The sequence below is a fragment of the Ectothiorhodospira shaposhnikovii genome, from assembly GCF_047222355.1.
Taxonomy (GTDB): domain Bacteria; phylum Pseudomonadota; class Gammaproteobacteria; order Ectothiorhodospirales; family Ectothiorhodospiraceae; genus Ectothiorhodospira.
This window is the reverse complement of record NZ_CP178333.1, coordinates 1761214-1782254: the sequence shown is the minus strand read 5'-3', so window position 1 is coordinate 1782254 and position 21041 is coordinate 1761214. Positions and strand designations below refer to the sequence as shown.

Here is a 21041-nt window from a genome sequence, read left to right as displayed (position 1 = left end):
CTCCCCCGAGGGGGAGAAGGGCTGGGGATGAGGGGTGGGGTATTGCGGGTCAGGCGCCTTGCCAGATCCTTTTCACCATGTCGATGGTGTCTCGGTCTTCGATGTCGTCGCTGATGCTGGCGCGGCCGACGATGAGGGGGTCGACCAGGCCCAGGCGCTTGACGTCCTTGTTTTGATAGGGGAGATGGTGCAGGACATGACGCATGGCGTTGAGCCGCGCCCGCTTCTTGCAGTCGGACTTGACCACGATCCAGGGGGATTCCGCCGTGTCGGTGTAGAAGAACATGGCTTCCTTGGCCCGGGTGTAGTCATCCCACTTGTCCAGGGAGGCGCGGTCCACGGGGCTGAGCTTCCATTGCTTCAGGGGATGGACTTCCCGTTCCTTGAACCGCCGGCGCTGTTCTTCCCGGCTGACCGAGAACCAGAACTTGATCAGGTGGATGCCCGAGCGCACCAGATTGCGCTCGAATTCCGGTACCTGGCGGATGAATTCGTTGTATTCCTCGTCGCTGCAAAAGCCCATCACTCGCTCCACTCCGGCCCGGTTGTACCAGGAACGGTCGAACAGGACGATCTCGCCCCGGGTGGGCAGGTGCTGGATGTAGCGCTGGAAGTACCACTGACCGGCCTCGATGTCAGTGGGCTTTTCCAGGGCCACCACGCGGGCACCGCGGGGATTGAGGTGCTCCATGAAGCGTTTGATGGTGCCGCCCTTGCCGGCGGCATCGCGGCCTTCAAACAGGATGATCACGCGACTGCCGGTTTCCTTGACCCAGTGCTGGAGCTTGAGCAGTTCCACCTGCAGGTCGTATTTCTGCTTTTCATAGCTCTTGCGGCGTAGTCGGTTTCGATAGGGGTAACCGCCTTCGCGCCAGTTGCTGGCCAGGGCGTCGTCACCGCCGCTGCCCGGCGGCGCCCCCTGGCTTCGTTCGTGATGCCAGAGGGCACGTCGCAGCAAGGCCAGATCGTCGGGCGCGGCACCGTCCACGATGGCCGTCAGACCGGTGGCCAGGCGTTCCAGTTCCTTGGGTTCCGAGGTGTGCTGCTTACGTTTTTTGCCCTTGCGGCCCAGATCCAGCAGCACCGACTCCAATTTGAACTGGGCGCCCTGGGTGGATTCCCGGGCTTCGAACTGCTGGATGCCGCGCTGGCTGAGATCCGGGGAGATGTCGCCGCTGTCGATGCTGGATGAGCGGGGGGGAGTGGATTTCCCACGGGCGACGGTTTTCTTGCCTTGAGTTCTGCGTGCTTTGGGCTTCGGGTCGGGAGTGCTGGCCATGGTTCTCCTCTTTGCGCCTGGAAAGCGCCCCTGCCGAGACGGCACAGGCTGGATGTCTGTGCCCAGTGTAGGCAGCGAAGGGCGGGTTTCAGACGGGAAATCCTCCACTCCGGAGGGGATGGCCAGATCCTGAGCGGTCATGATCCGCTCTGGAAGGTTTTTCCGTCGGGCGTATCGGGAATGATTTAGGGTAAGTCTAAATTTTGTCTTCCGGCTGCTATGATGGCGGGTTGGCAAAGCCTGAATAAGGAAGGTGGGATGAGAACAGCGTGTGAAGAGCGGCAGGATCGTGCCGGCATTGAGGTGTGTCCCGATGTCCACTGGGTCGGTGTGCTGGATCATGACATCGTCACCTTCGATGTGGTCATGACCACGGAACATGGCACGACCTACAACGCGTATCTGATCAATGCGGACAAGAAGGTGCTGGTGGACGCGGTCAAGGCGGACTTTTTCGATGTTTATGTGGAGAAGATCCGTCAGGTCATCGACCCGGCGCTGATCGATTACATTGTCTTCAACCATACCGAACCGGATCACAGCGGCTGTCTGGACCGTCTGCTGGAGCTGGCCCCCAATGCCACGGTGGTGGCCAGCCGGCTGGGGATCGGGTATCTGCGTGAGTTCCTGGGGCGTGATTTCCCCCACCAGGTGGTGAAGGGCGGCGACACGCTGGATCTGGGCAACAAGACCCTGCAGTTCGTGGCCGCGCCCCATCTGCACTGGCCGGACACCATGTACACCTACCTGCGGGAGGATGGGTTGCTGTTTTCCTGTGATTCCTTCGGTTGCCATTATGCCCATGCGGCCATGCTCGATGACCGGGTGGGGGATTTCAGCGAAGCCTTCCAGTATTACTTTGACGTCATCCTCAAGCCGTTTTCCCGTTTCATGCTCAAGGCCATCGAGCAGGTGCGGGGACTGGATGTGCGGGGGATACTTCCGGGGCATGGGCCGTTGCTGATGTCCGACTGGCGCAAGTGGGTGGATCTGACCGAGGTTCACGCGCGCCGGGCATTGCAGTATCCGTATCAGGATTATGTGTTCGTGCCCTATGTGTCGGCCCACCACAATACGGAAGCCATGGCCCGGGCCATCGCCGAGGGGCTCGGTAGTGCCGGTGAGTTCCAGGTGCAGGTGGCGGATATCGAGACGATGGCCCTGGGCGAGATGGAAGAGCACATGGCCCGCTGCCAGGCGGTGGTGGTGGGCTGTCCCACCATCAACCAGAACATCCTGTTGCCGGTATACAAGCTGTTTGCGGTGATCAATCCGGTGCGGGACAAGGGCAAGCTCTGCGGTGCCTTTGGTTCCTATGGCTGGAGCGGAGAGGCGGCCAGGATCATTCCGTCCAGTCTGGAGCAGTTGAAGCTGAAGATGCAGGGGGGGGGGGTGTTTGTGCGATTTGCCCCGGATGAGGCCGCCCTGGCGGCCTGCCGTGAGTATGGTCGATCCATGGGGCTGAAGTTGAAGGAGGCACGTCGACAGGCGGCCTGACCGGCGTGTCGTCCGATTCGGGTGTGTAAGGGGCAGTACCTTGCCCGGCAGTGCATGCTGCCGGGTTTTTTTTGGTTTCAGAATGGACCATTCATTCGCTGCGATACGGTTTGAACCTGTTTACAGTCAATGGATACTTTTTGACGATTCATCGAATCGGCACAGCGGGTGAATGTAAGGAGAATATTTTCATGATCGAGGCGGTATCGGGGCGGCTGGAGGATAGCCTTGCCTATACCCGGTTCATCGGTACATGGGAGCAGTTGCATGATTGCGGCCTGATCACCGATGACTTTTCAGGACCCTCGAATGGCGTCCCTCAGTCATGGCCCAATACGCATCATGACTGTCCCATGAGCACCCTGCACAAGCTGCCTGACGGGCGGTGGGAGGTGCTGTGGTTTCATGAGGGATTCGAGTCCAGGGAGGATGATGAAGCCATCCTTGCATTGCAGGGTATTTCACCATGGGAAGGACGTGTCTATGAGGAAGTATTTGGTCTGATCCGGCTCTACAGGCGTTTGGGAGAGCTGACCTTGCCGCAGCGTCAGAGGCTGATTTACCTGTCGGACTGGTTAATGAGGCATTCCAGGAAAAATCCTTCCGATACAGAGGGTAAGGATTGATTTTATGTTCAAAATGGAGGTTTCTGGTTTTCCGGTTTTACTTTTATTGCTTGTTTTTTAAGTTATCACTTTCATTTTGAATCAGTCTTTTGTTGTGCCCTGGTTTCATGCTGCTAACTTGAGAAAAGAGTGACGTTCAGCGCATCGGGTGATGTTGGTTTTTCACTCGCTGATGGTTTCGGTCTTTTCAAGGGAGAGTATGCATGGGCGGTGCGGAACGGGACATGCTGCTTGTACAGTTTTTCCCTTCATCGGAATGGATGCCGATGGTCATGATGCTGACGGCGATGATTGTCGTCGTTGTCTCCCTGGCTCTCAGTCTGAAAGTGGGTACCGATTATTTCGGTTTGCTGGATCATCCCGGTGCTCACAAAACCCATGTCACACCCACTCCGCTCATCGGCGGCATTGCCGTCATCCTCACCTTGCTGCTTTGCACATTGCCGGTCTGGGCCTGGCACCTGTCGGGCGCGGGCGAAGTGCTTCTCCTGCCTCCCGGGGTGCTGTCGGCCCTGCTGCTGTTGCTGGTGGTGGGCGCGGTGGATGATGCCAGACCCGTTTCCGTCCGACTGCGGTTGGTGGCGCAGATCCTTGCCGTGGGCATGATGGCGTGGTCCGGCGTTCTGATTCTGGATATCGGCCTGTTTGCACTGAATGACGTGTTCGGTGTCTGGGGATGGGCCGTGGCCGCTCTGGTGACGCTCTTTGCCGTGGTGGGATGCATCAATGCCTTCAACATGATCGACGGCATGGATGGCCTGGCCGCCGGACTGGGGGTGGTGTCTCTGGCAGGGCTGGCGGCGGTGCTGTTCATGGCCGACCTCGGCGCACAGGGGATGTTGCTACTGATTCTGCTCGGCGCACTGGCTGGTTTCTTGTTGCTGAACATGCGCCTGGGGCGTCCCCGTGGGCTGGTTTTTCTCGGCGATGCCGGCAGCACCACCCTGGGGTTCCTGATGGCCTACTGGGTGATCGTCATGAGCCAGTCGACCGATGCCCTCATTCCGGCCACGGCCGCCCTGTGGTTCCTCGGGCTTCCCGTCATCGATACCCTGCGCGTGATGCTCAAGCGCATGGCTGCCGGTGTTTCGCCTTTTCAGCCTGGGCACGATCACCTTCATCACCTGCTGCAGGCTCGCGGCCTGGGCGTCAATCAGACCCTGGCGGTCATGCTGGGTGTGCAGGCCGTCATGGTCGGCACGGGCATCTGGCAGGCGCTGTTTGCGACATCGGCCCTGGTCATGACCTTGCTGTGGGTGGCGCTGATAGCGGCCCTTACGGTGACGGCGGAATGGTTGCGCGTGGGCCGGCCCGCCATTCCCAGCGCAGCGGCCGATTCGGTGCGAACCAGACAGGTGGTTGATTTGTCTATTGAAAACGTGAAGAGGAGGTGATTTGGATCGATCCATCCGAAATGGATGCTTCGTTTTTGTGATTGCCGCCATTTCGGGCTTATAGTCCACCAGGCTTGGCACGGCCGGTGCCGGGTACTGAACCGAAACGTGGGGTATGTGATGGAAATCAATTGCTGGCTTGCGGTCTATGCGGCTCTGATGCTGGGCGGTGCCGCCGGCATGGTGCTGGCAGCCTTGCTGGCCATGGCCGCCCGGCGCCGTGATGAAGATGATTCCAGTGCCGTGACTTCCGTACTGAACTCAAGTCCCGATAAACTGAAGGGATGATGCTTCTTATTTCCCGCTTTTGTCACTGATGTTCATGCCAGGTATCCGGTCCCCCCAGTGGCAGCGCTGGCTGTGGACGCTGCTGCTGGGCGGCCTGGGTGCCGCACTCAATCTGTTCCCGATGGTGTCGCTGCACCATCCGGATCTGCCACTTCAGCTGTACCCGCTGCCGGGCCTGGCGGCGGCCTTCCTGGTCCTCATTCTGTTCGGAACCCGATGGGCATTGCTGGCGACCGCCATCGTCGCCTTGCCGACCCTGTTGCTGTGGCACACCGTGCTTGCAATCCTGGTCCTGCTGCTGGAGATGCTGGTGGTGGCCTGGCTGGTCCATCGCCGGCATCTCATGCTGCCGGTGGCGGACATCGCCTTCTGGGGCTTGCTGGGCTTGCCCCTGTGGTGGATTGTGTATCAGTTCGATCCGCGTCTGGACCAACTCGCCGCTGCGGTGGTGTTGTTCAAGCAGGCCTTGAACGGGGTGGCGGCCACCACGACGGCAGGGCTGATCGTGCTGGTATTCAAGCGCGATCTGATGGATATTCCTGCGCCGATGCGGCAGCGGGTGTATTCCATCCGCGCGGTCGTATTCAACCTTTTCGTGCTGATGACCCTGCTGCCTGCGGTATTTTTCATCTTTTTCCATGCCTATCTGCTGGGAGATGACATGGCGTGGCTGCGGTCCACCCATGACTTCCTGGACTATCTGCTCCTGTCGATACTGTTGCTGTTGTCCGGCCTGATGCTGGCATACTGGCTCAGTGTCGTGATCAGCCGCTCGCTGACGCAGACCGCCGTTGCGGTGCAGGGTTTGACCGAGGATCAGACGGTGCCGAGGATGGCGACCCGGCTCCTGGAGCCGGATGTGCTCAATCAGGCCCTGGTGAACCTGTCCCTGGCCCTGCGCGAGGAGCGGCATCAGGTGGAGATGCAGTCAAAGCGGCTGCAGCGGTTGGTGTTCAACGCGCCCATCGCCATCTGGTGCGGACGGGCGCAAACGGATGGCGCGGTGAAAACCACTTTTGCCAACGGCCGGTTTGAAGAATTCATCGGTCTGAATGCCATTCCCGATTCCACTGCCTTCTTTGAGCGCGTGCATCCGGTGGATGCGGACAAACTGGCAGGGATGTTCCGTGCGGTACACCGGCGGGGCTATGTGAAGGAAGAGTTGCGTTTCAAGGACTGCAACAATCGCCAGGTTTGGCTCTACATGAATATCAGTCTAAAGTGGACCCCATCGTCAAGACAGAAAGAGTATGAGTTTAAGCAATAGCTTGGGGGTCGCTCGCAGCGGAACAGCGCTGCCCTGGTACTGCGGTTTCACTGGGTGGCGTCACAGCCGACGGGCCGTACTTATCCACGATCAGTGCGCCTCCGCCCTGCCGGTTCCGATAGACCGTATCCGGTGTCTCGTTCGCCAGAGCCGCGTGGGGGCGTTCGCCGTTGTAGAACGCGAAGTAGTCCATCAGTCCCAGCGTGACTTCCTTGAGATTGGCGTAGCCCTTGAGGTAGACGTCTTCATATTTCACCGTCCGCCAGAGTCGCTCGACGAAGATGTTGTCAAAGGCCCTTCCGCGGCCATCCATGCTGATAGTGACTCCCTCTCGCTTGAGCACGCCAGTGAACGAGTCAGCCGTGAACTGCGAGCCCTGGTCACTGTTGAAGATCTCCGGTGGCCCGTACAGCTGCAGGGCCTCTTCGAGGCAGTCAACGCAGAAGGTCGTATCCATGGTGTTGCTGAGCCGCCAACTCAAGACCTTGCGGCTGTACCAGTCCAGGATCGCGACCAAGTAGGCGAAGCCCTGAGCCAGACGGATGTAGGTGATGTCGGTACTCCAAACCTGGTTGGGCCGGTTGACCACAACGCCACGCAGCCGATACGGATAAACCTTGTGCTGCGGGTGCGGACGACTGGTATGCGGACCCGGCGCGATCGCCGCCAACCCCATCCGACGCATCAGGCGCTGGACACACTTACGGTTGACCTTATGGCCCTGGGTCCGCAGCTCGACCACCATGCGCCGACTCCCGTAGAACGGCCGTCGTGTGTAGATCTCGTCGATGAGTCCACACAGCAGCAGGTCGCCGGCCTCATCCGGTGACAAACGCCAGCGCGCATACACGGTCGCCCGGGAAACCCCGGCCAGCGCACACTGGCGAACGATGGAGATCTCGCCACCCGCGTCAATCCAGTCTTGACGGTTCACGGCAGGTTGATCCCGGACTTTTTTTTGAGCCAATCGAGTTCCATCTTCAGGCGCCCAATCTCACCGTAGAGACGGTCCGGGGCATCCTTTTCCGACACTGGCTTGGGGCCCCGCTTGCCTTCGAAGAGCGTGCCAGCCTGCTCGAGGATCGCCTTCTTCCACTGGGTCACTTGGGCGGGATGGACCCCGTAGGCTTGACCGATCTCGTTGACGGTCTTGACCCCCTGAATCGCCTCAAGACCAACTTTCGCCTTGAATTCAGCGTTGTACGTGTTTCTCTTCCGTTTTTCAGTCATCTTGTTAGTATCCCGATTCAGCCCCCCACTCAGAGCTTAAACTGCTGTCTAGATATCGGGGTCCACTATAGTCTGCTGGAAGATCCGGTCGGCGAGAACCCGGAGATGGTCTGCCTGATGATGGATATCAGCGAACTTAAGTACAGCCAGTCGCAGCTGGTGCAGGCGGCCAAGATGGCGACCCTGGGGGAGATGACCACGGGGGTGGCCCACGAGCTGAACCAGCCGCTGCAGGTGATCCAGTTGGCGGCGGATAACGCCTATGAAGTCCTGGAGGATGCCGAACTGACGCCGGCAAGCGTGGCGTATGTGCGGGCACGACTCAACCGGGTGACGGATCAGGCCCGTCGCGCGGCGGACATCATCGATCACATGCGGGTGTTTGGCCGGCGCTCCGAACAGGAGTGTCGGGTGCTTTCTCTGTCCGAGGTCACGGAGGGTGTCCTGTCCCTGGTGGGACAGCAGTTGCTCATGAGCGGGATTCGGCATGAAGTGTCCCACCAGGAGCCGCCGGCCCTGGTGAATGGAAAGCTTCAGCAACTGGAGCAGGTACTGCTCAACTGCGTCAGCAATGCCCGGGATGTCCTCAGGGAGCGGACCGCCCTGGCCTCCCAGGAGGGGCGTGATGATTACCATCCCCGGGTTTGGCTGCGCACCTTTGTTCGCGACTCCGGCTGTGGGAAGAAGGAGGCGGTACTGGAAATCCGTGACAATGGCGGTGGCATCTCCGAGGAAGCCATGGAACATCTGTTTGAACCGTTTTTTACCACCAAACCGGTGGGGCAGGGTACCGGGCTTGGACTTTCCATCAGTTACGGGATCATCCGGGATCTTGGCGGCCACCTTGATTGTTGCAATACGGAGGATGGTGCCGTGTTCCAGATCGTTCTGCCCGCCGTGGAGCCGGAGCAAGCGACCCCATGATCGGAGCCCTGTTTGACAAAACCGGCACCCTGACCGGGATGGCGCACCTGATGAAGGCGGCATCGAATATGCCGGGGTGTGCCGGCTTGATGGTGCTGACCTGCGTGGACAATGTCTGGACACCGCCGCGGTTGGAAGCCCTGATGCGCGCCCAACGACTGCCTGTGTTCGGCGGGATCTTTCCTGGGCTGCTGTATGAGGGCCAGCGTTTTGAGCGTGGCACCATCGTGGTGGCCCTGTCGCAGGCGCCGACCATGGTCGTGGTACCGGATCTGGCGGCGGCTTCGGAGCAGTCCATCGCCTTGTCTCTGGAGGGGGCTTTTACCTGTCATCAGGAGCAGGATGCCGTCATGGTTGTGCTGGTGAACGGCTTTTCAAGCCATATTTCCAAGCTGATCTCCGGCGTGTTTGACGGCATGGGCCTGAGTTGCAACTATCTGGGAGGCGGGGCCGGGAACCTGTCCTGCCCCGAAACCCCGTGCCTGTTCACCGGTGACGGCCTGCTCAAGGATGGCGCAATCATGGCCCTGATGAACCTCAAGTCCGGCATCGGTGTTTCCCACGGGTGGCGATCGATCTCTTCGCCGGTCAAGGTTTCCAAGTCCCTCAGGAACCGGGTTCTGTCCCTGAATTCCCGGCCGGCCCTGGACGTGTATGCGGAACTGATCGCGGCCCATTCCGGAGTTCGTATCCGTGCCGACAATTTCTTTGATGTGGCCAAGGGCTATCCACTGGGCATCTGCCGTTTGCGGGGGGAGTTCGTGGTGCGTGACCCACTGAGCCTGGATGAGGAGGGTGCCTTGGTCTGTGTGGGGGATGTGCCCGAGGGAGGCTATGTGGAAATCCTGCATGGAGATGTGCGGGATCTGACACAGGCGGCGGATTCGGTGGTGAAGGCGGCCGAGCGGTTGTACCCGGGGCAGGGGCTGCCGGCGCTGGGGTTTGTCTGTGATTGTATTTCCCGATCCTTGTACCTTCAGGACAAATTTCCTTCCGAGCTGCGCAAGATGCAGCGTGATTATCCCATGGTGGGGATTCTGTCCATCGGCGAGATTGCCAATAATGGTCAGGAGTGTCTGGAGTTTTACAACAAGACCATCGTCCTTGGACTGCTGGGATCACAGCATTGAGTCGCCGGTGTGAATCTGGTCGTTGAAACGCAGGTTTTGTTGCAGATTTCCCTGTCGGTGGGCAGGAGCCTTGAGCTTGATTCCATGCTCGGGATCTGCCTGGCGACCCTGGTCCGGTCGACCAACAGTCTGGGGGCGGCCGTGCTGCGGCAGGACCGCGAGGGGCCCAGGCAGTCCCGCTGGCCGGTCATGCGCTGCATGCCCATGCGGCTGTCCGCCGATGCCGCATTTGCCGACTTTCTGCGCGAGCAACGATGTGACCAACTGTGGGCCATGCTTGAGGCTCGGCGAGGTTCCGGCTTTCTGATCCTTGAGCATGAACGCGGCAGCGTTCATGTATTTCAATTACCGGGTTACGGTCTGCTGATCACCTTCTCCAGCGAACCTTTGCCGGTCTCCTTCTGCGAGTCATTCTGCGCGGTTGCCGACAAGCTGGCTCAGGCCTGCCTGGCCTGCAAGCAAAGCGAGGAACTGGAAAAATGGGGGGAGTTCGAGCGTCTGCTGACCCATTTTTCCATGCGCTTCATGACGGCGCAGGAGCATGAGCTGGATCCGCTGATCAATGCGGGACTGGAACAGATCGGCAGCCTGGTCCGGGCCGATCGTGCCTTCCTGTTTTCCTATGACCTGAATGCCTATACCGCCACCAATACCCATGAGTGGTGCGCGCCGGGTATTTCCAGCGAGCTGGCCAATCTGCAGCAGTTTCCACTGCAAGGACTGGAGGCCTGGGTGGAGGCACATCGGGCCGGGGAGGTGCATTACGTACCCGATGTGCCGGCGTTGCCTCCGGAGTCATCCCTGCGTCATGCCCTCGAACCCCAGGGCATCCGGAGCAATATCACCATTCCCATCATGGGCAAGGACGGCCATTGCGAGGGGTTTGTCGGTTTTGATGCCGTGCATCAGCATCGCCAGTGGGGAAGCATCGATGTGGCCATCCTGCGCACCATGGCGGACATGTTCGCCAATGCGGAGATCCGGCGCCGGCAGCAGCGGGAGATTCGCCGGGTACAAGAGGCCCTCATCCAGTCCCGTGACGAGGCCAATCAGCTGGCCATGAAGGCCAAGGCGGCCAACGAGGCGAAATCCCGTTTTCTGGCCACGGTGAGCCATGAGATTCGTACCCCCATCACGGCGATGCTCGGGATGGCGGAGCTGTTGCTGGATTCTCCGCTGGACGCGAAGCAGCGTCGGCATGCCTTGTCGCTGGTACGCTCCGGGGAGGCCCTGCGCAGCATCATCAATGACATCCTGGATTTCAGCGAGATCGAGTCCGAGCAGGTTCGCATCAACCATGAGGTGGTCGACCTGTATCGCGTACTGCGCGACAGTCTGCATATCCTGGAAACGGCGGCCAGGAAGCGGGATAACGTGGTGGTGGTGGATCTGGCCCCGGATCTGCCCGAAGCGGTATTGGTGGATGTGCTCAGGATGCGACAGATCCTGTGGAATCTGGTGGGCAATGCCATCAAGTTCACGCAGAACGGCTTCATTACCCTGCGCGTGCGGCGTGATCCGGACAAGGCCGTGCCCTCTGGTTTCCATCCCCTGGTCTTCGAGGTGAGGGACACCGGCATCGGTATCGCCCCTGATGTCATCCAGCATCTGTTTGAGCCGTTCTTTCAGGTGCGTGACCCCGGTTCCGGCACCATTGGAGAGGGAGGTACGGGCCTGGGGCTTCCGATCGTGCGCAATCTGCTCCATGCGATGGGAGGGCATGTCGAGGTGAGCAGTGTGGTCGGTGAGGGTACCGAGGTCCGGTTTTACCTGACCCTGGAAGAGGCCTGCCTTGAAGATCGCGACCCCAGCGGCTTCTTCGAGATGTTTCCGATCGTGGAAGCGGGGAGTGCCGGACCGGCTCAGCCCGACAAGCCCCGCAAACCCCGGATCCTGCTGGTGGAGGACAACGCGGATGTCAGGGAACTGGTGGTGGAAACCCTGGAGCTGCTGGGGTGCGAGGTGGAGTCTGCCTGCAATGGCCGGGAAGGTGTGGATGCGTTTTTGTCTTCTGACTTTGATCTGGTGCTCATGGATTGCCAGATGCCGGTGATGAGCGGCATCGAGGCGACGCGGATCATTCGTGAACAGGAAAGGGCGGGACGCCGGGTGCCCATCATTGCCCTGACCGCGGCCCTGACCACGGAACAGCGGGACGGATATTTGCAGATCGGTATGGATGACTGGCTGCCCAAGCCTTATACCCGCAAGGAGCTGGCGCTGATTCTGGAGAAGTGGCTGGGCGAGGGGCATGCCTGAATGTCTGGAATGCTTCCAGAATGGATGGGTATGGTCGGTCGGTCGGTTCCGGACATGCTCTAATAGCGTGAAAAATCGGAAGCTTGGCCATGCAGCAGAATCAATCGCCTCTGACCGCCGAAGAGATCGCCTTCATCAACCACTTGAACTCTCATCCCCGAAACTCCAGCCATTCCCTGGATCGCTGGGCGCTGATCGTCGAGGACGATGGTCTGATCCGCAGCGAACTGGCTTCGGCCATTTCCAGGATGGGCATCCTGTGTTGGCATGCAGCCAATCTGGGCGAGGCCAGGCGTCTGATGATGGATGACCCGCCGCCTTCCATCGTGTTCCTCGATCTGCGCCTGCCGGACGGCAGCGGTATGGAGTTGCTGAAGGATCCCGCCTTCCGAAGCTGGCGTGCCCACCATGGCATTCAGGTGGTGGTCATCACCGGGCATGGTACGCCCGTGCTGGCCGAGGAAGCTCGGACCCAGGGTGCCTTTGCCTTTCTGAACAAGCCGGTAACCATCCGCCAGCTACGGGAAATCACCCGGGCCAGTCTGGATGTCCACGATGCTCTGGTCAGTCAATAACCGGCGTGAGCAGGGCTGATGACGATTGCAAACGAGTTTCATGGCGGCGGCTTGCGTTATCGTGACGAGATCTTCGGCGGCGATAGCGCCGGGACAGGGAATGGTTGCTCGGCATTGCGGGTGCTGATCGTTGAAGATGAGCAGGGCATTTCCCAGGAGCTGATCTCCGATCTGGAAAGGCGGGGCGTGGAGAGTGTCCCGGTGGAGTCATCCGAGCAGGCGTTGCTGCTCCTGCACGACGGTTTTCGGCCTGATTGCATCCTCATCGATCTGATGATGCCCGAGGGAGACGGGTTCTGGCTGGTGGATCATGTCCGACGGTTTTACACCCACCATGGATGGCTCATCCCTGCGCTGGTGGTCATGACCGGGAGCGTGGAGCAGGCGTTCATCCGAGGTATCTTTCGCAAGAAGGTGGATGACTTTCTGCTCAAGCCCGCGGATATGGCGGGCTTTCGTGACGTGGTCCTGAGAGGATGCGCCCTGACCCGGTTGAGGATGCAGCTGCTGCGTCAAGGCATTCCCGGCTGCCAACCCTCCATTTCAGCCCAGGAGGCCCGCTCGATTCTGCAATCTCTGGTGCCCGAGGAGAACCTGGAAGAAGTGATTCAGGCCCTGTACAGGGAAGGGGTGTTGCCGCCGGTGACCCTGTAGGAGGGCACCGGGGCCATGGACGTGTCCGAAACCGTCTGCGGAAGCGACCGGGCGCCGGCACGATTGAGAGCCGCACACCAGCCGCCGATGGATTCGGAGATTCGGGTGATGACGTCGAGGAGGTTTTCCCGGTCATCAGGGTCCGGCTCGAAGAGTTCCCGTGAACTCCATTGTGCAACCCTGAAGATTTTGTGCCGGCAGTCGGGGAACTGCTGCATGAGGTGTTGTTTTTGACGGTTGTCCTGTACCAGGACATGGGTGGCCGAGATCAGGGCGGACCGGCTGAATGCCATGCCCGTTGTCTGATCGGGTTCAATGCCGACCGGGTGCAGAATGTCCCGTAGCTGTGGCCGGGTCGGCGCGGGCGGGCGTGAGGTCAGGCTCATGGACCGAATGCGGGTATCCGGGGGCAATCGGGCGGTATGCTGGAATAGGGCGGCGATCACGTTGCCAAGGCTGTGGCCTTCTCCCGTGATGATGAGGATGTCCAGGGGGCGCTTGATCATGTCAGATGACCCACAGAAGGTAGCTCAGGGTGAAGATCACCATGCTGATCAGTAACGTGACCGCGGATATGGCGATCATGAGACTGACCTGTGGATCTTCATGCCGTCGCTGGATGCCGTGATCCTGCTTCAGGTCCTTGTCGTCATTCACAAGAATGAGATTGATCTGCATCGGGGTCTGAGGGCTTTCGGGGAGCAGGGTTTCCACGCTGCGATAGACTGCGGCCGGCCGATGCACGATGTGTGTCATTTCAAGATCCCTGAAGTGTCAGGTTTTAACGATGCCTTTGCCGTGCCCGGAATGGAAATGAAAAAGAATCCATTCCGGAGGTGGCTCGCTTCGGGTGTATGCCGCTTCCCGTGTTTTCCGACAAAAGGCTCGGATTTGGAACTATTGGGTGGTCATCGTCCTGTCACTACTGCATTGCAAAGGATAAAATATCCAAATTAATTAAGGCTTTGGATATTTTCAGAAGTGCAACGCGCGAGGGATGTGGCTTGAAGGCACTGCCGAATCATGAAATGAGCAGGGTGCTGGTTCTGGATGACGAGCCGGATATCCTTGAGGAACTGGAGGCGATGCTCAAGCGCGCCGGCTTCGATCCCATCGTCAGAACGGACCCTCGCCAGGCGCTGGAATGCCTTGAACAGGACATCGGCATTCGCATTCTGGTATCCGACATCCGGATGCCCGGCTGGGACGGTATGGATCTGGTCAGGGCCCTGACCAAGAGCCAGGGGGAGGATCGTGCTGAAATCGTCTTCATGAGCGGCTACGCCTCCCGTGATCATGTGCAAAGTGCATTGCGCATGGAGGCGGCCGATTTCCTGTTCAAGCCATTCCGGGAGCAGGAGTTCATCCTGGCGGTGCGGCGTGCCCTGCGCCGGGATCTGGAAAAGCGTCAGCTCAGGGAAGTCCTGAGCATCACCCAGGGACAACTCAGCAAGATCGAGTCCCGTCTACGCTACCTGCATTCGGAAAAGGAAGATATCGAGCCGGAATCGGTCAGGGGGGGTAGCCGGACGGCGGCTGACGGCAAGGACGGCGGGCTGGCCAGTGCCGGTGCCCGGCGCATCCTGAAAAATGCCGCGGAAGCCCGCGCCCTGCGCGGCCGTTTTTTTGACCCGGAACTGTGCTCCGGGGCAACCTGGAACATTATGGTGGATCTGATGATTGCCCGGCTGGCCAACCGGCCCGATTATGTGTCCAGTCTGGCGGTGGGGTCCGGCATCCCGCTGACCACCGCGCTGCGCCACGTGGAGGACCTGGTCAACCGGGGGTTGGTGCGCAAGGAGCGTGATCCTTCCGACCGGCGTCGTGTGTTCCTGTGGCTGACCGACGAGGCGGCGAGAAAAATGGAAGGCTTCCTGGAGGCGTGCGCCAGCGACAGCCTGCTGGAGATTTGACCCTGGATCGGTACCGATTCGGCGATTGAAATTTTTCGTGCATTTTTCAAAAAAGCCGTTATAATGCGCCTCCATCACACAGGCAGTGTGGTGAAGCAATCTGGAGTGGTAGTTCAGTTGGTTAGAATACCGGCCTGTCACGCCGGGGGTCGCGGGTTCGAGTCCCGTCCACTCCGCCATTTTTGAATCCCTGGAGCAGAAGGCTGCAGGGTGTGTTGTTTTTCAAGTGTCTTGCCCATGTGGCTCAGTGGTAGAGCACTCCCTTGGTAAGGGAGAGGTCGGCAGTTCGATCCTGCCCATGGGCACCACCCCCCCCCTCCTACCTGTCTCCCATGCCCCCTGAGTTGTCCGGCGGCATGTTCCTGCGTTTCTCGTCTTCAGCATCTTGCCTGAATGAGGCATGATGGTTCCGTGGTACCGATGCACCCCCTGTGTGCGGCATCGGCATCCAATCCTGGTTAACCGGAACGGGACTGATTCATGCGTCAAAGGGTGTGTGTGGAAGATCTGGCCATCTTGCTCATCGAGCCGTCACGGACACAGCGCCAGATCATCATCCGGCTGCTGTCCGAGGGGCATATCCTCAAGATCGAAAGCGTGGACAGCGCGGCGGCCGCCCTTGAACTCATGGCCACCTACATACCGGACCTGCTGATTTCCAGTTTCTACCTGCCGGACATGGAAGCACCCGAGCTGTTTGCCAGGATGCTGGAGGACCCTCGCCTGGTGGAGGTGCCCAAGATGGTCATTTCCAGCGAGCAGCACCATGACAAGCTGGATGCGGTGCGTCAGAGCGGCGTGCTGGCCCTGCTGCCCAAGCCCTTTGATCGGGATGATCTGGAACGGGCCCTGACGGTGACCCTGGATTATCTGGAGGAAGAGGAACTGGAACTGGAGGATCGGGACATCGCCGACGTGAGGGTGTTGCTGGTGGATGATTCCCGCATGGCGCGCAATCATTTGTCCCGGGTGCTGGAGCATGTGGGGATACAGCACATCGACCAGGTGGAAAACGGTGCCCTGGCCCTGGAGCAGTTGCGCCGGCATGAGTATGACCTGGTGGTGACCGATTACAACATGCCGGTCATGGATGGCCAGGCCCTGGTCAACGAGATCCGCGGCAATCCCGCCTATGTGCACATTCCGGTGATGATGGTGACGTCCGAGTCGGACGCCTCCCGGCTGTCCTCGGTAAAGAAGGCGGGAGTGTCCGCCATCTGCGACAAGCCCTTCGAGGTGGATCAGGTACGCAGATTGTTGCGGCGGATGATCTAGCCGCGTCGCCGGTGATCGAATCAATCCCAGTCAAGGCATCCGAATAATAAAGTCGACACGCGGTCGACTTTACGGGGTGCTTGCGCCGTACAACCATGAGCTTCTTGGTTGACGGGAGCGCACACGTGTCCAGCAGATTGTCTTCCAGCAGTCTTCGGCGGTCGGTTGTCTTGGCGTCCGGCCTTGTGGTCGTGGGTACACTGGTGCCCTTGGCCCTGGAATCCTCACGGTTGCACGCCGGGCCATTGTTGCCGGAGGCGTTGCGCACGGAAGAGGCGCTGACGGTCCGGGCGCTGGTGGGGTTCGATCTGCTGCCGGCACAGACCGTCTCGGAGTTGGTCCGCCTGCGTCAGGCCGGCATCGATGTATTGCCCATGACGATCGGAGACCTGGAGCGGCTACTGACCGGGGCACCGGCCGATCTGCCCGAAGCTTCGCGCCGGACCCTGACCGTGATCCTGCAACAGATGCAGGATACGCTCGGTCTCGCGGAAGGGGCGGGAGAGGCCGCTCCCGTACCTGCCTTTGTCTCCCTGCCGGCCTTGCCGATGCCGCCCTCGTTCCCGTTGGAACAGATGGGGGAGACCCATTACACCGCCCTGATCTCCATTGCCATGGAAGGTACCCGGGCGATGATGGGGCCGATGTCTTCGGCGGATGAGGCGCGGTTCGAGGCCTACTGGAAACCCTATTTTGATTTTCCCGATGCATCGATCATCGCGTACTTCAAGGCGGCGATCCCCTTGTTGTCGGAATTCGTGGTGTTGCGCCAGGCGCAGGCGAAGGCCGCCGAAGCGTTCGATGATGCCTGGGAGGAGGCCATGCTGGCGGCCGCCTATGACAGCGAGGCGGACACCCGGGCGGCATTGAATCTGGCGCTGATGCAGCAGGACTACATGCGTGCCCTGCAGGCGCGCATGGATGACGTGACCCGTGCCATGGATGCGCTGGGTGACCCGCCCGATCCGGTGGAACAGAAGGCCGAGGCCGCCCGCCGTCATCAGTCCGCCATCGATGCCATTCTGGAAGCCTTGCCGCCCGATGCCCCCCATGAGGGGCTTTGGGTGGGGCAAGGGGGTGTGGCCGGCAGTATGGTGATGGACGAGCTGCCCGGTTTTCCCGTGCTGTTTCTCGTCTATGCGGTGGGGGATCGGGATGATCCCGAATACCGAGCCTTTTTCCTCGGTGAGCCGGACGAGGAGGAAGGCATCCATGAATATGTGCAGATACTGCCCATGCGCGATGGGGAGCACGCGTTCATTCCGGGGCTGTTCCATGGGTTTTCCCGAGGGCATTTCCACGCGGAATTCGAAGATGAGGATGGGGAGGATACCCTGATCATCCAGGCCAGGCAGCTGACCGATCCGAACCAGGCGGTGGTCTATCCTTCCGACATCGATAGCGCCGCCTTTGAAAGGGCGTATCGACAGAAGATGGCAGCGTTGGCGCGGGAGCGGGAGGCGTTGGTGGCGGCGGAAGGTGGAGACCCGGTGGAAAATGCCGCCCGCCTGGTCGGTGCCCATGCCGGGCTGGCGGTGGCCGAAGCCATCACGACGGCCTATGTGAACATGGCGCGCACCACGTTCGCCCTGACGCCGGCGTTTCAGCGGGCGTCCCGGGAATGGCTGAGTCAGCGCCCCTGGAGCGAGGATTCCAGCCTGGAAGAGGACTTGCGTCAGTTCAACGCCCTGTTCGACCGGCACGCCGCCGGCGTGACTGTGGCCACCGGCGATGCCCCAGGGCCTCGGCCGTCCGCGCCTCCCGTGGCGCAGAGCTCGGAGGAGGCGGCACGGCAGCAGGCTGAGCTGGCCGAAGCGCAGGCCGAAGCCGAGCGAAAGCAGGCGCGGATCAAGACTCACGAGCACAACATCACCATGATCGGGCACTATCTGCGTCGGGAGCAGGAAGAGCTGGCCGTAGAGACCGACCCGGAGCGCCGTGCCGCCTTGGAGTTCCGCATCATCACCCGCATGGCCGACCTGCAGTCGGAGCAGGATCTGATCGATTCCATTCGTACCGGTACGCTGGTGCGCACCCGCAGCGTGTTCGATGACTATGCCCATCAGGGCTTTATCGAGAACATCCGCCAGTCTCAGCGGCAGATGGAGGATTTCACCCGGGGCGTGGATGCCCTGTATCGGTTGAGCGGGATGTTGCCCGACCATGAGCGAGAACAGGCGCGGCGCTTCATCGAAAACCAGCTCACCCCAGAGGTGCGTCAAAAAATGGATCAGGATGTCGTGCAGCGGATGGCCTCTGCCATCGGCCAGCAGGTACGGGGATTCCACGAGCTGGAGCAGGCCCGGGCCGAGGAGGAACTGGCCTGGCATCAGTACAAGGTGGAAACCGCCGAAACCCTTCAGGCCGCGGCCAACCGGAGCATGATGGTGGCTTCGTTGTTCGGAGGGCGCCCCGCCAATCTGGCCTACCAGGGCATCACCGGGTACATACAGGGGGGGCCGAGGGAGGCGATGTTGCAGACCGCGGCCTACATGGGACCCAAGGTGAACGCGGCCGCCGAGGCGGTCCGCGGCTATCAGGAGGATGGCCTGATGGAGGGTGTCCGGCGCGGGGCGGTTTCTTTTGCCACTTCCAAGGCCATGGAATATGGCTTCAGCAAGCTGCTCGGGGGTGGGGCAGGGACTCGGCAGCAAACCCAGGGGGCCTCCGGCGCCGGGCAGCGGCCGATGGCGCTGCCTTCGGCCGCGGATCGCCAGGCCCAGGCGGAATTCCATCGGGCACGTGCCGAGGGCGAGCGTCTGGTGCGAGAGTTTCAGGCCAGCCAGCAACAGCTCCTGGCGGCGGGTAGGGCGGGCAGGTCTGCCAGTGAGATCACCCTGCTGCAGAACATGGTTCGCAACAAGGCGGCGGCCATCAACGGCAATCCCAGTGCAAAGAATTTTCTCAAATATCAGGGCGCCTATGGCACCCAGGCTGCCTACAACGCCCATTTGAAATCGATTCATGCCGAAGTGGAGGCCGGTTTCCATGCGGGCATGGGCAGTCGTGGCTGGAATCGACAGCCGTTGCGGGAGTTCCGCAATGCCGCCAGTGCCGGCTCGGTGGGCATGGATTATGACATCGGTCTGGATGAGGCCCTGGTGCGTTCATTGCAGAAAGGCGGCAGGCCCGCGGGCGTGCATGAATGGCAGCGGGATGCCCAGCGGGCCTGGGACGAGGCTTATCGCAAGGTGACCGGACGCAGTGCTCAGCAGGCCTGGGAGAACGTGACCACCAGCGTTCATCCCGAGAGCTACAGGGACGTGGCCTGGCTATCCTCCAACCGACGCAATATCTCCAGGGCCTGGGGGCAGCAGGCGGCGGATGTGACCCGTTACAAGTCCTGGCACATGCTCAACGATCCTTCCTTGAGTCATTTTGAAAGGCTGCAGGAGGTTTCGAGGGGGGCGGCGAAGGATTTTGCCAAGATCGGCCGGGTGACCGCCGCCTCGCCGGCTTCTGCCGAGGCGCTTCGGCAGTCCCGGAATCACTGGGGGGAGGTGGTTCGTGTGCTGGAGGATTTCGGCAACAACACGCTGGACCCGCTGGAGGCCAATCGCCGTATCCATCAGCTCACCGGCGGCAAGTCGATCCCGGATGTGGTGGAGGACATGGCCATGCTCATGGAGAGCATTACCCGATTCGGACCGAGATAGCCGAAGGCACAAAAAAAGCGGCCCGGGTATCCCGCAAGCCGCTCTTTTTACAGCATTTTTTGGTAGGCGCGATTGGACTCGAACCAACGACCCCCACCATGTCAAGGTGGTGCTCTAACCAGCTGAGCTACGCGCCTGTCGTTGTTGAAGGGCGCATTATACAGCCTGTCTTTGGTGTGTCAAACACTTTGTAAACATGGCGGTCCGGCAGATCCGTCACCGTTCCGTTTATAATCTCCCCATGCGCCGACTCTTCCTGTCCCTGTTGCTTTCATTGTCCCTTCTGGCCATCCTGCTGACCGCTTCGGTCTGGGTAGTGGCGCAGGTTCCGCTACCGCCCTTGCAGGCATTTGCCGATCGACATCTTCCCGTCCCGGAGCCCTTGGCCAGGTTGGACATTGAGGGTTCCCTGGGCTCCGGCCAAGTGAGACAGGTGGTTCTTCCCGGGACGGCGGGCGCGGATCTGGGGGCTGTGGACCTGTCCTGGAAGTTGAGACCCATGCAGGCCGTCACCGGACGTATCGCTGCCGACGTGGAAGCACATTTCGACGGCGGCCGGTTTGAGGGTGTGGCCAGTCGAAGTCTGACAGGCTGGCGTATCACCGAGGGTCAGGCTCAGTTACCTGCCGCACGCCTGGGACGGATATTGGAGGGAGCGGGGCTGCAGGGCGTTGGCCTGGACGGCACTGTTCGGCTGGACCTGCGACGGCTGGACATGACCGATGACGGCCGGCTCCAATCGGCCAGCGGGCAACTGGAATGGCACCATGCCGCCATTCTCGCTGATCGTCCCGTCCCGTTGGGACAGTTATCGGGCCGGTTCCATACCGAAGGCGATCAATTTCAGGGCACGTTGAGGGATCAGGGGGGGCCTTTGGCGCTGCAGGGGAGAGCGACCGGAGATCTTCGCCGGGGCGGGGTGCAATTCGAGGCCGTCGCCACGCCCCGCGACAGGAATGATTCGGCCCTGATCGGCCTGCTGGCCGAGGTGGGTGAAGCGCAGGGTGATGGGTTCATGATCCGGTTTCAGAGTCCGTGATTTCCGGTCCGCCAACGGGGTGGCGGACGGTGGGC

17 protein-coding genes, 3 tRNA genes and 1 pseudogene are annotated in these 21041 nt (G+C 60.6%); 16 read left to right on the top strand and 5 right to left on the bottom strand.

Annotated elements, in window-relative coordinates; translation table 11 throughout:
- Positions 1-49: 49 nt before the first annotated feature.
- On the bottom strand, positions 50-1279 hold the full coding sequence (gene ppk2, locus ACLF6L_RS08145) for a polyphosphate kinase 2 (protein WP_412851380.1): 1230 nt from the start codon (positions 1277-1279) through the stop codon (positions 50-52).
- A 258-nt stretch (positions 1280-1537) separates the two neighbouring features.
- On the opposite strand from ppk2, the gene ACLF6L_RS08140 reads away from it, so the two are divergent.
- The 5 genes from ACLF6L_RS08140 (at position 1538) to ACLF6L_RS08120 (ending at position 6351) form a co-directional block, all read left to right on the top strand.
- Positions 1538-2776, top strand: a complete 1239-nt coding sequence (locus ACLF6L_RS08140) for an FprA family A-type flavoprotein (RefSeq protein ID WP_412851379.1) — start codon at positions 1538-1540, stop codon at positions 2774-2776.
- A gap of 191 nt (positions 2777-2967) precedes the next feature.
- Positions 2968-3402: a hypothetical protein gene (locus ACLF6L_RS08135; RefSeq protein WP_238616791.1), complete on the top strand. Its 435-nt coding sequence runs from the start codon at positions 2968-2970 to the stop codon at positions 3400-3402.
- A 224-nt stretch (positions 3403-3626) separates the two neighbouring features.
- Positions 3627-4796, top strand: a complete 1170-nt coding sequence (locus ACLF6L_RS08130) for an MraY family glycosyltransferase (protein WP_412851378.1) — start codon at positions 3627-3629, stop codon at positions 4794-4796.
- A gap of 120 nt (positions 4797-4916) precedes the next feature.
- The gene (locus tag ACLF6L_RS08125) at positions 4917-5084 is read left to right on the top strand and encodes a hypothetical protein (protein ID WP_238616793.1); all 168 of its coding nucleotides are present in this window, start codon (positions 4917-4919) and stop codon (positions 5082-5084) included.
- A gap of 34 nt (positions 5085-5118) precedes the next feature.
- Positions 5119-6351 (top strand): hypothetical protein, encoded by a 1233-nt coding sequence (locus ACLF6L_RS08120; RefSeq protein WP_412851377.1) that lies wholly within the window; start codon positions 5119-5121, stop codon positions 6349-6351.
- On the opposite strand, the pseudogene ACLF6L_RS08115 reads toward ACLF6L_RS08120, so the two are convergent.
- Positions 6341-7581, bottom strand: a pseudogene (locus tag ACLF6L_RS08115) (IS3 family transposase). The gene ACLF6L_RS08120 and the pseudogene ACLF6L_RS08115 sit on opposite strands and share 11 nt — an antisense overlap.
- 117 nt (positions 7582-7698) lie before the next feature.
- Between ACLF6L_RS08115 and ACLF6L_RS08110 the strand changes: the two are divergent.
- From ACLF6L_RS08110 to ACLF6L_RS08090, 5 genes are all read left to right on the top strand, one after another.
- Positions 7699-8505, top strand: coding sequence for a sensor histidine kinase (locus tag ACLF6L_RS08110; protein ID WP_412851376.1), 807 nt, complete (start codon positions 7699-7701; stop codon positions 8503-8505).
- Positions 8502-9635, top strand: a complete 1134-nt coding sequence (locus tag ACLF6L_RS08105; RefSeq protein WP_412851375.1) for an FIST signal transduction protein — start codon at positions 8502-8504, stop codon at positions 9633-9635. The genes ACLF6L_RS08110 and ACLF6L_RS08105 overlap by 4 nt, the downstream gene beginning before the upstream one ends.
- A gap of 9 nt (positions 9636-9644) precedes the next feature.
- Entirely contained in the window at positions 9645-11894 is a 2250-nt protein-coding gene (locus tag ACLF6L_RS08100; protein ID WP_412851374.1) for an ATP-binding protein, read from the top strand.
- Between the two features lie 89 nt (positions 11895-11983).
- Positions 11984-12469, top strand: coding sequence for a response regulator (locus ACLF6L_RS08095; protein WP_238616798.1), 486 nt, complete (start codon positions 11984-11986; stop codon positions 12467-12469).
- An 18-nt stretch (positions 12470-12487) separates the two neighbouring features.
- A complete protein-coding gene (locus tag ACLF6L_RS08090) occupies positions 12488-13123 on the top strand; it encodes a response regulator (protein ID WP_412851373.1) in 636 nt (211 codons plus the stop codon).
- On the opposite strand, the gene ACLF6L_RS08085 is transcribed toward ACLF6L_RS08090, so the two are convergent.
- Positions 13078-13629: a hypothetical protein gene (locus ACLF6L_RS08085; protein WP_412851372.1), complete on the bottom strand. Its 552-nt coding sequence runs from the start codon at positions 13627-13629 to the stop codon at positions 13078-13080. The genes ACLF6L_RS08090 and ACLF6L_RS08085 overlap by 46 nt on opposite strands.
- 1 nt (position 13630) lies before the next feature.
- Positions 13631-13879 carry a hypothetical protein gene (locus tag ACLF6L_RS08080; protein ID WP_412851371.1) on the bottom strand — a complete coding sequence of 83 codons (249 nt, stop codon included), beginning with the start codon at positions 13877-13879 and terminating at the stop codon, positions 13631-13633.
- Positions 13880-14151: 272 nt separating this feature from the next.
- On the opposite strand from ACLF6L_RS08080, the gene ACLF6L_RS08075 reads away from it, so the two are divergent.
- The 5 genes from ACLF6L_RS08075 to ACLF6L_RS08055 all read left to right on the top strand — a co-directional run bounded on the left by ACLF6L_RS08075 (position 14152) and on the right by ACLF6L_RS08055 (position 19967).
- A complete protein-coding gene (locus ACLF6L_RS08075) occupies positions 14152-15036 on the top strand; it encodes a response regulator (protein WP_238616802.1) in 885 nt (294 codons plus the stop codon).
- Positions 15037-15138: 102 nt separating this feature from the next.
- Positions 15139-15215 (top strand) — tRNA-Asp (locus ACLF6L_RS08070).
- 54 nt (positions 15216-15269) lie between these two features.
- Positions 15270-15344 (top strand) — tRNA-Thr (locus ACLF6L_RS08065).
- A 172-nt stretch (positions 15345-15516) separates the two neighbouring features.
- Entirely contained in the window at positions 15517-16311 is a 795-nt protein-coding gene (locus ACLF6L_RS08060; protein WP_008933088.1) for a response regulator, read from the top strand.
- A gap of 170 nt (positions 16312-16481) precedes the next feature.
- On the top strand, positions 16482-19967 hold the full coding sequence (locus tag ACLF6L_RS08055) for a hypothetical protein (protein ID WP_412851370.1): 3486 nt from the start codon (positions 16482-16484) through the stop codon (positions 19965-19967).
- Positions 19968-20027: 60 nt separating this feature from the next.
- Here ACLF6L_RS08055 and ACLF6L_RS08050 read toward each other — a convergent pair.
- A tRNA-Val gene (locus ACLF6L_RS08050) sits at positions 20028-20104 on the bottom strand.
- 104 nt (positions 20105-20208) lie between these two features.
- Here ACLF6L_RS08050 and ACLF6L_RS08045 point away from each other — a divergent pair.
- Positions 20209-21006 (top strand): type II secretion system protein N, encoded by a 798-nt coding sequence (locus ACLF6L_RS08045; protein ID WP_238616915.1) that lies wholly within the window; start codon positions 20209-20211, stop codon positions 21004-21006.
- Positions 21007-21041: the final 35 nt, after the last annotated feature.

What these genes read in the sequence shown, in the direction of transcription:
- ppk2 (WP_412851380.1), bottom strand. Translation starts at nt 1,279, where the DNA reads ATGGCCAGCACTCCCGACCCGAAGCCCAAAGCACGCAGAACTCAAGGC.
- ACLF6L_RS08140 (WP_412851379.1), top strand. Translation starts at nt 1,538, where the DNA reads ATGAGAACAGCGTGTGAAGAGCGGCAGGATCGTGCCGGCATTGAGGTG.
- ACLF6L_RS08135 (WP_238616791.1), top strand. Translation starts at nt 2,968, where the DNA reads ATGATCGAGGCGGTATCGGGGCGGCTGGAGGATAGCCTTGCCTATACC.
- ACLF6L_RS08130 (WP_412851378.1), top strand. Translation starts at nt 3,627, where the DNA reads ATGCTGCTTGTACAGTTTTTCCCTTCATCGGAATGGATGCCGATGGTC.
- ACLF6L_RS08125 (WP_238616793.1), top strand. Translation starts at nt 4,917, where the DNA reads ATGGAAATCAATTGCTGGCTTGCGGTCTATGCGGCTCTGATGCTGGGC.
- ACLF6L_RS08120 (WP_412851377.1), top strand. Translation starts at nt 5,119, where the DNA reads ATGCCAGGTATCCGGTCCCCCCAGTGGCAGCGCTGGCTGTGGACGCTG.
- ACLF6L_RS08110 (WP_412851376.1), top strand. Translation starts at nt 7,699, where the DNA reads ATGATGGATATCAGCGAACTTAAGTACAGCCAGTCGCAGCTGGTGCAG.
- ACLF6L_RS08105 (WP_412851375.1), top strand. Translation starts at nt 8,502, where the DNA reads ATGATCGGAGCCCTGTTTGACAAAACCGGCACCCTGACCGGGATGGCG.
- ACLF6L_RS08095 (WP_238616798.1), top strand. Translation starts at nt 11,984, where the DNA reads ATGCAGCAGAATCAATCGCCTCTGACCGCCGAAGAGATCGCCTTCATC.
- ACLF6L_RS08090 (WP_412851373.1), top strand. Translation starts at nt 12,488, where the DNA reads ATGACGATTGCAAACGAGTTTCATGGCGGCGGCTTGCGTTATCGTGAC.
- ACLF6L_RS08085 (WP_412851372.1), bottom strand. Translation starts at nt 13,629, where the DNA reads ATGATCAAGCGCCCCCTGGACATCCTCATCATCACGGGAGAAGGCCAC.
- ACLF6L_RS08080 (WP_412851371.1), bottom strand. Translation starts at nt 13,879, where the DNA reads ATGACACACATCGTGCATCGGCCGGCCGCAGTCTATCGCAGCGTGGAA.
- ACLF6L_RS08075 (WP_238616802.1), top strand. Translation starts at nt 14,152, where the DNA reads ATGAGCAGGGTGCTGGTTCTGGATGACGAGCCGGATATCCTTGAGGAA.
- ACLF6L_RS08060 (WP_008933088.1), top strand. Translation starts at nt 15,517, where the DNA reads ATGCGTCAAAGGGTGTGTGTGGAAGATCTGGCCATCTTGCTCATCGAG.
- ACLF6L_RS08045 (WP_238616915.1), top strand. Translation starts at nt 20,209, where the DNA reads ATGCGCCGACTCTTCCTGTCCCTGTTGCTTTCATTGTCCCTTCTGGCC.